The 8,163-nt window shown below is 69.7% G+C and carries 7 protein-coding genes and 1 pseudogene; 7 read left to right on the forward strand and 1 reads right to left on the reverse strand.

All coding sequences use genetic code 11. The annotated features are described in order from the left end of the window. Window positions 1-85: 85 nt before the first annotated feature. A complete protein-coding gene (locus IG04_RS0110880; protein WP_245816442.1) occupies window positions 86-1,096 on the reverse strand; it encodes an iron ABC transporter substrate-binding protein in 1,011 nt (336 codons plus the stop codon). Between the two features lie 398 nt (window positions 1,097-1,494). Here IG04_RS0110880 and IG04_RS0110885 point away from each other — a divergent pair, with 398 nt between their 5' ends. The 7 genes and pseudogenes from IG04_RS0110885 to IG04_RS0110915 all read left to right on the forward strand — a co-directional run. Continuing rightward, window positions 1,495-3,018: a DUF4331 domain-containing protein gene (locus IG04_RS0110885; protein ID WP_245816443.1), complete on the forward strand. Its 1,524-nt coding sequence runs from the start codon at window positions 1,495-1,497 to the stop codon at window positions 3,016-3,018. 83 nt (window positions 3,019-3,101) lie between these two features. Next, window positions 3,102-4,397, forward strand: coding sequence for a tetratricopeptide repeat protein (locus IG04_RS0110890; protein ID WP_030476465.1), 1,296 nt, complete (start codon window positions 3,102-3,104; stop codon window positions 4,395-4,397). Continuing rightward, complete coding sequence (locus tag IG04_RS0110895) at window positions 4,394-5,794, forward strand: nickel transporter (RefSeq protein WP_030476466.1); 1,401 nt, start codon at window positions 4,394-4,396, stop codon at window positions 5,792-5,794. The genes IG04_RS0110890 and IG04_RS0110895 overlap by 4 nt, the downstream gene beginning before the upstream one ends. Window positions 5,795-5,802: 8 nt before the next feature. Further along, complete coding sequence (locus tag IG04_RS0110900) at window positions 5,803-6,126, forward strand: hypothetical protein (RefSeq protein ID WP_030476467.1); 324 nt, start codon at window positions 5,803-5,805, stop codon at window positions 6,124-6,126. Window positions 6,127-6,203: 77 nt separating this feature from the next. Continuing rightward, window positions 6,204-6,809 (forward strand): sigma-70 family RNA polymerase sigma factor, encoded by a 606-nt coding sequence (locus IG04_RS0110905; RefSeq protein WP_084401845.1) that lies wholly within the window; start codon window positions 6,204-6,206, stop codon window positions 6,807-6,809. Next, on the forward strand, window positions 6,806-7,543 hold the full coding sequence (locus tag IG04_RS0110910) for an anti-sigma factor (protein ID WP_030476469.1): 738 nt from the start codon (window positions 6,806-6,808) through the stop codon (window positions 7,541-7,543). The genes IG04_RS0110905 and IG04_RS0110910 overlap by 4 nt, the downstream gene beginning before the upstream one ends. A 257-nt stretch (window positions 7,544-7,800) precedes the next feature. Further along, window positions 7,801-8,163: pseudogene (locus tag IG04_RS0110915) on the forward strand (fasciclin domain-containing protein); the annotation flags it as partial.

An 8,163-nucleotide genomic window follows, 5' to 3' on the forward strand; every position in this document is an offset into this window, starting at 1 on the left:
GCCAGGTACGCCAGCGGCAGCAGGGCCGCCGCGGCGACGAGGAGCGAAAGCGTGGTGAGAGCTGGAGCGGCCCGGTGTCCGGGCCTCAGGACAACCCCGCTTCCTGCAACAGCTTCACCGTCTCCTGCAGCGACGACAGCTTGGAGAGGTCGATGTCGGGCGCCTGCAGGTCCGTGATCGGCGGCAGCTGGTGCTTGCCCGGCTGCACGCCCGGATTGGCCGGATACTCGGCGGTCACGTCGGCGAAGTGCCGCTGTGCCTGCTCGGAGAGCAGGAACCGCACGGCCTTCTGCGCGGCCTCGCTCTGGTTGGAGCCCTGGATCACCGCGACACCGGCCACGTTGACCAGCGAGAGCGGATCACCACCGCCGGCCCGGTGCAGCCTGGCCTTGACGTTGGCCTCGCCGCCCTTCTCCGCGACCATGGCGTACCAGTAGTAGTGGTTGATCAGTCCGAAGGGGAGCTGACCGTCGTCGACCGCCTTCAGGATGTTGATGTTGTTGTCAAAGCGCTTCGGTTCGTTGGCGGCGAACTTCTTCAGCCAGTCCCTGGCGAAGTCCTCGCCCTTGAGGACGCGCACCGACGTCACGAACGCCTGCCAGGACCCGTTGGCGGGCGCGTAGCCGATCTTGCCCTTCCACTTCGGGTCGACGATCTCCTCGATCGACCTGGGCAGCTCGTCCGCGTCGACCACACGTGGGTCGAAGGCGATCACGCGGGCTCGTGCGCTCGTCGCCACCCAACGCCTGTCACGCGCCTGGTAGTTCTCCGGCACCATGCCGAGCACGTCCGCGGGGAGCTCGGCCAGCCTGCCCTGCGCCGCGACCGCGCCCAGCGCGCCGGCGTCCTGCGAGAAGAACAGGTCCGCCTCGGTGCCCTGGCCTTCTTCCAGCAGCTGCGCGGCCATTTCTCCGCTGCCGCCGTAGCGGACCTCGACGTCGATTCCGACAGCTTCCTCGAGCTGGTCCAGGAGGGCTCCGACCAATTGTTCGTTGCGGCCGGAGTAAATGATCAGGTCGTCTGCTGAACTGCAAGCAGTCAACGTCGACGCCAGCAGTGCTGCCACCAGCGTCACGGTGCGTGCACGACGCCTCACCAGCGGTCCTCCTCAGCTCACCCCCAGGTCAGAACGGGCGTCGACAAGGTAAAGCTAACCTAAGGCGCCAATCAAGATGTGGATGCCATTACGTGATGCGACGGCGGACACATCACCTGTTCGGCCCGGTATCTCGGAGAGTTCTTCCTCGGCGCTGAATTGTGGTTGCGGATTTGACCACCTGTCCGCCAGGCGCCGCTTGGTGCCTGCAATGTGCAAGAGGGCATTCGAGTGAAGCGGGCAAGCCTTCGCGGCCTTCGCGCCGAATCAACGCGGTCCTGTCCGTGTGGCGGCTGTCGCCCCGGACGGACGTTGAACCGAAGGGATGGAGCATGTCAGCACCCCCTCCCGCGCGTCGTCGACGACGCGCGGCGGTAAGTCTGATAGCAGTCGGGAGCATGGTGCTCGCGGCCGGTCTGATCGGCGGGTCCGGTCCGGCCGGGGCGTCGAGTCACCGTGAAGCGCCGTTGATCGCGGGTGATCCGGCGGTGGACAACACCGACGTCTACGCGTTCGTCAGTCCTGACAAACCGGACACGGTGACGCTCGTGGCGAGTTGGTCGCCGTTCCAGGAACCGCACGGCGGGCCGAACTTCTACCCGTGGGCCACCGATGCCCGCTACGACATCAACATCGACAACGACGGGGATGCCAAGGCGGACCTGACCTACCGGTGGACCTTCCGCACCGAGGACCGCCGGGGCAAGTCAACGTTCCTGTACAACAACGGGCCGGTCACGTCGCTGGACGACGAGAACCTGTTGTTCCGGCAGACCTACACGCTGGAACTGATCGACCGCGACGGCCGTGATCGCAAGCTGATCCGCTCGGGCAAGGTCGCGCCGTCCAACACCGGCCCGGCCTCGATGCCGGACTACGGCGCGCTGCGCGCCCAGGCGATCACCGACGTGCCCGGTGGCGGCAAGAGCTACGTCGGGCAGTCCGACGACGCGTTCTTCCTCGACCTGCGGGTGTTCGACCTGCTCTACGGCGGCAACCTGTCCGAGGTCGGCCAGGACACGCTGCGCGGCTACAACGTCAACACCATCGCGTTGCAGGTGCCCAAGTCGCAGCTGGCGCTCAAGGGTGACGCGACCCGCAACCCGGTCATCGGGGTGTGGAGCGACACCGAGCGGCAGTCGATGATCCTCACTCCGGGTGAGTCGCGGGCGGTCGGCCCGTTCGTGCAGGTCTCACGTCTGGGCAACCCGCTGGTCAACGAGGTCGTGGTCCCGGCGGGGCTGAAGGACAAGTTCAACGCCCTGACGCCCGACCAGGACGGCAAGACGCCCGCACTGGTCAACCGGGTCACCGACCCCGAGGTGCCCAAGCTGATCCAGGCGATCTACGGCCTGCCGGCCCCGGCGACGCCGCGCAACGACCTGGTGGAGATCTTCCTGACCGGCATCACCACCAAGCTCGGCGGGCCGATCAAGGCCGACCTGAACTCGCAGCTGAACAACGCCGACGTGAACCCGAAGCGGTTCACGCCGTCGGAACAGTTGCGGCTCAACACTTCCGTGCCGCCGGCGGCGTCGCCGAACCGGCTGGGTGTGCTCGGCGGTGACCTGCAGGGCTTCCCGAACGGGCGCCGGCTCGCCGATGACGTGCTCGACATCGGCGTGCAGGCACTGCAAGGCGCCGCGGTGAGCGGGATCGTGCCCGCGCTCGCGGCCGGGGACAAGGTCAACGCCAACGACAGGGCGTTCGGCACCTCGTTCCCGTACGTGGCGCTGCCCAACAACGCTGCGGTCAACTCCGGCGCTGCCGGTGCGGTGGCACCTGCCGCCGGCGGCGGTGGCGGTGGTGGTCTGCCGGACGGGCTGATCCTCAACGGCGTCCTCGCGGCGTTGCTGATCGGCTCGGGCGTGTGGCTGCTCAATCGCCGTCCACTGCGGACCGCGGTCCCTGCGGTCGCATGACAGCGTGCCGGGGGACGGGCGCATCCGCCCGTCCCCCGGCACGGTCCCGTGATCTGACACCGCAGCAACCCACGGAGCGCGCCATGAACCGCCGCAAGATCATCGCAGTGCTGGCGATCACCGCCGGCGTCGCGCTGCTCGCCACGACCGCGACCGCGCTGAGCCGCGGCGACGACCCGCCCCCTTCCGGCCCAGGTGCCGCTGTCGTGCGCAGCGACGTGCAGCGCACCATCACCGCTGCCCAGGACCGGCTGCGGCGTCTCCCCGGCGACGCCGACACGTGGGCTTTGCTCGGCTCCGCCTACGTCGAGCAGGCCCGGATCACCGGCGACCCGGCCTACTACGGCAAGGCCCAGGGCGCGCTCGAGACGTCGCTGCGCCACCAGCCAGACGGAAACGGCCCCGCCCACATGGGCCTCGGCGCCTTGGCCAACGCCCGCCACGACTTCGCCGCCGCCCGCGCACAGGCCGAACTCGCCCGGACCGCGTTGCCCGACACCGCCGAGGTCTACGGCGTGCTCGCCGACGCCCTCACCCAGCTCGGTGCGACCGACGAGGCGCGAGCCGCCGTGCAGCGGATGCTCGACCTCGAACCCGGTGTGCCCGCGTTCACCCGCGCCGCCTACGACTTCGAACAACGCGGCGACGTCGACTCCGCCCGCCAGGCCCTCACCCGTGCACTCGACGCCTCCTCCGCACCGGCCGACACGGTGTTCTGCCGCTACCACCTCGGCGAACTGGCCTTCGACAACGGCGACCTCGACAAAGCCTCCGCCCAGTACGAGCAGGGCCTCCTGGTCGACCCACTCGACCCCGCCCTGCTGCAGGGCCGCGCCAAGATCGCCGCCGCTCGCGGCAACCTGGACGACGCGCTCACCGGCTACGCCGATCTCGTGGCACGCGTGCCCTCACCGCAGTACCTGCACGAGCACGCCGTTCTCCTGCGGGCAGGGGGCCGCACCGAGGACGCCGCCCGCCAGTTCGACCTCCTCGCCCAGCAGGAGCGGCTGTTCGCCGCAGCGGGCAGCACCGACGACCTGGCCGCCTCCGTCGCCGCCGCCGACCGCGGCGATCCCGCCACCGCACTGGCCGCCGCCGAACGCGAATGGAACCGCCGGCAGCACCCGCTCGTCGCGGACGCACTCGCCTGGGCACTGCACCTGACCGGACGCGACGCCGAGGCCCTTCAGTACGCCGACCGCGCCGCCGCCACCGGCTGGCGCAACGCGACGTTCGCTTACCACCGAGGCATGATCCTGCGCGCACTCGGCCGCACCGCCGATGCTTCCGACGCGCTCGGCACGGCGCTGCGGACCAACCCGCACTTCTCACCCGTGGACGCCCCTGCCGCCCGAGCCGCGCTGGACGGCCTGCGGTGAAAGCACTGGCCGTGTTCGTCCTCGCCGCGCTGGCCATGCTGGCGGTCCCAGCGAGTGCAGGAGCCCACCCGCTGGGCAACTTCACCATCAACCACCACCACGCCATCACCGTCCACTCCGACCGCGTCGACCTCGTCTCGGTCATCGACCTCGCCGAGATCCCGACCCTGCAAGAGCAGCCCGCTCGCCAGAACGACTACGCCGGCCGTGAGTGCGACAGCGTGCTCGGCGGCGTTGACGTGACCGTCAACGGCACGCGCACGGCCGTGGCCCTGCGGTCGGCATCGGTCGAGTTCCCGCCCGGCGAAGCCGGACTGGCCACCACCCGCCTCACCTGCCGGCTCACCGCGCCCGCGGACCTCAGCTCCGCCGCCACCATCGACGTGCGCGACACCTACCGGCCAGGCCGCGTCGGCTGGCACGAGATGACCGCCACCGGCGACGGCATCGCGCTGCTCGACCCGCCCGTGCCGACGACGAGCGCGAGTGACGAGCTCCGCGCCTATCCCGACGACCTGCTGTCCGATCCCCTGGACATCCGCGCGGTGAGCCTGCGCGTCGAACCCGGCGCCACCGCGACCTCGGACACCGCCGCGGCCCAAGGCGGCAGCACGTTGCTCGGTACGGCCACCCGCGCCTTCACCGACTTCGCCGGCAAGCAGGACCTCACTCCGTTGATCGGAGTGCTCGCTGTGCTGCTGTCGCTGCTGCTCGGCGCTTCCCACGCCGCGTTGCCCGGACACGGCAAGACCGTCATCGCCGCCTACCTCGCGGGCCGTGACGGCACTGCTCGTGACGCTGTCGTCGTCGGCGCCACCGTCACCCTCACCCACACCCTCGGCGTGCTGCTCATAGGTCTGGCGATCAGCGCCTCCAGCGCGTTGGCCGGCGAGTCCCTGCTGCGGGTGCTCGGCGTCGCCAGCGGTGTACTCGTCACCGCCATCGGGGCGTTCCTGCTGCGCTCCGCGCTGCAGCGGCAACCAGTCGCCGTAGGGCATGGCCACGGGCACGGGCACGGGCACGGACATGGCCACGGGCACGGGCACGGGCACGGACATGGCCACGGGCATGGGCATGGGCATGGGCACCGTGTGGGTCGTGGCGGCCTGATCGGTATGGGCGTGGCGGGCGGCCTGGTGCCCAGCCCGTCGGCACTGGTCGTGTTGCTCGGCGCGATCGCCCTGGGCCGCACCTGGTTCGGTGTCCTGCTCGTCGTCGGCTATGGCCTCGGCATGGCCGCCACGCTCACCGCCGTCGGCCTGCTCCTGGTCCGCCTGCGCGACCGGCTGGCCGCCGTCGAACGCTTCCGAGACCGCTTCACCGCCCTGCCCGCCATCACCGCTGGGCTCGTCCTCGTCGTCGGCCTCGGACTCACCGCCCGAGCCCTGTTCGAATAGGAGGCGCGATGCGCGTCCCGATCCTGCTCCTGTGCACCGCCACCGTTCTGATCGCCTGCACCGGCACTCCCGATCCCGGACCGGTCTTCGACAACGAGAGCGGCTCCGACCTCACCTGCCTGCGCCACCAAACCCAGCCGCCGGGCCCCCGCTACACCGACGAAGCGATGCGCAGCACCAGCGAAACCCTCTCGCTGCTGCGCTACTACACCGCGCACGGCCGCAAGCCCTTCTGTGACGGCCAGGCGTCCACCGAAGCCGACAAACAGTGGGCCCAGCTCTACGTGACGCTCGGAGCCGACCGCGCCAACGTCACGGCGTTGCTCGGCTGATGTGACGCACGCCTCACCCATCCGAGTGGGCCTCGGCTCCGAATAGAGGTTCGGTCAGGTGAACGAAGAGGAGCGCGATGCGGGAACGAGATCAGGCGCAGTCGACCTTCCCGCGTGATTCCGCGGACCACGGGGAGGCTGTGGGCGTGGAGGACCTGTTGCTGCGGGTGGCACGTGGTGACGAGACGGCGTTCGAGCAGCTGTACGACCAGGTGTCGGGCATGGTCTTCGGGCTCGCGCGCCGGGTGCTGCGGGATCAGGCGCAGTCCGAGGAGGTGTTCCAGGAGGTCATGCTGGAGGTGTGGCGGACCGCCAGCCGGTTCGATCCGGACCGCGGCAAGGCCACGACCTGGATCCTCACCATGACGCACCGGCGTGCGGTCGACCGGGTGCGGTCCGCGCAGGCGGCGGCCAACCGGGACGAACGAGTTGCTCTGATGGGCGTGACGACTCCGTTCGACGAGGTCGTCGAACAGGTCACCGAACGCCTGGAACAGCGCAAGGTCCGGCGGTGCCTGTCGTCGCTGACCGATCTGCAGCGCGAGTCCGTGCTGCTGGCCTACTACCAGGGCTACAGCTATCCGGAGGTGTCCAGCCTGCTCGGCGTTCCGCTGGGCACGGTGAAGACCCGGATGCGCGACGGCCTGATCAGACTCAGGGACTGCTTGGGGGTGACGGTATGAGCTCGTCGTCAGATCTGCACACGCTGACTGGCGTTTACGCGATGAACGCCTTGTCCGACTCCGAACGCGCGGAGTTCGAAGCACACCTGCCGCGCTGTCCGTCGTGTGCCCAGGAAGTCGCCGAGCTGCAGGCCACCGCGGCCTCCCTCGGCACGGCGGCGGAGGTCGCGCCGCCGGCGCGACTGCGGGCACAGGTGCTGACGGGCGTGCAGGCCACACGCCAGCTGCCGCCGGAGGCCACTGCTCCGGAAGCGGCTGTGTTCGTGCTTCCCACGCGGAACCGGTGGCTGGTCCGGACGAGCGTGCTCGCCGCGGCCGCCAGTGTGCTCGTCGCCGTCGTGGTCGGCGTTCAGGGTGTGCAGGCCCGTAGTGAACTCGACGCGTTGAGTCAGACGGCTGCTGGGAACAGCCAGGTTCTGGATCTGCTGAGAGCTCCCGACGCGAAGCTGCTGAGCGACCCGGGAACCGACGGCGGCCACGGAACCGTCGTGATGTCGCCGAGTCGCGGCAAGGCGGCGTTCCTCGCCGACGGGTTGCCGTCGCTGCCCGCGGACCGCACGTACCAGCTGTGGGCCGTCGGACCGGATGGGCCGCGCTCGGCCGGACTGTGGAAGGACAAGCCCGTGCTGGCCGACGGCCTGGCTGACGCGAGGGCGTTCGCGTTGACCGTCGAACCGGACGGTGGCTCGCCCGCCCCGACGACGATCCCGGTTGTCACGATCTCCATGGCCTGACCCGCACACGACGCGACCCCGACGGCCTGGTGGCTGTCGGGGTCGCGTCGTCTCTGCTGGTGTTCAGAGCCAGGAGGTAGCGGATGCCGAGTTGATCGTCCACTATGGACTGCGGGCTGCGGGTGGATCATTTGTCCTGGTCAGGCGAGATCTGCGGACTCGTTGGTAACAGGTCGATAACCGCACCCATCCGTTCCTTGAGGGGTGGCGAATCACGAGTAGCAACTTCCCCGTTCAGTACTTGGAGATGTCTCGTCATGAACAAGACCGTCCGCAACACTGTCCTGGCCATCGGCGCCGCCTCGCTCGCCCTGTTCGGCGCAGCGTGCGGCTCGGGCGACATGGCCGGCAGTTCCAGCACCGCCCCGACCGCCGCCACCTCGTCCGCGCCGTCCTCGGCTGCGATGGCAGATCCGGCCAAGGACCTCGTAGGTTCCGGTTGTGCCGACTACGCGAAGCAGGTTCCGTCCGGTGCCGGTTCGGTGTCGGGCATGGCCGCTGACCCGGTCGCCGTGGCCGCGAGCAACAACCCGCTGCTCACCACGCTCGTCAGCGCGGTGTCGGGCAAGCTGAACCCGAAGGTGAACCTGGTCTCGACGCTCAACGGCGCCGAGTTCACG

The sequence above is a fragment of the Lentzea albidocapillata genome (assembly GCF_000719115.1).
Lineage (GTDB): Bacteria > Actinomycetota > Actinomycetes > Mycobacteriales > Pseudonocardiaceae > Lentzea > Lentzea albidocapillata.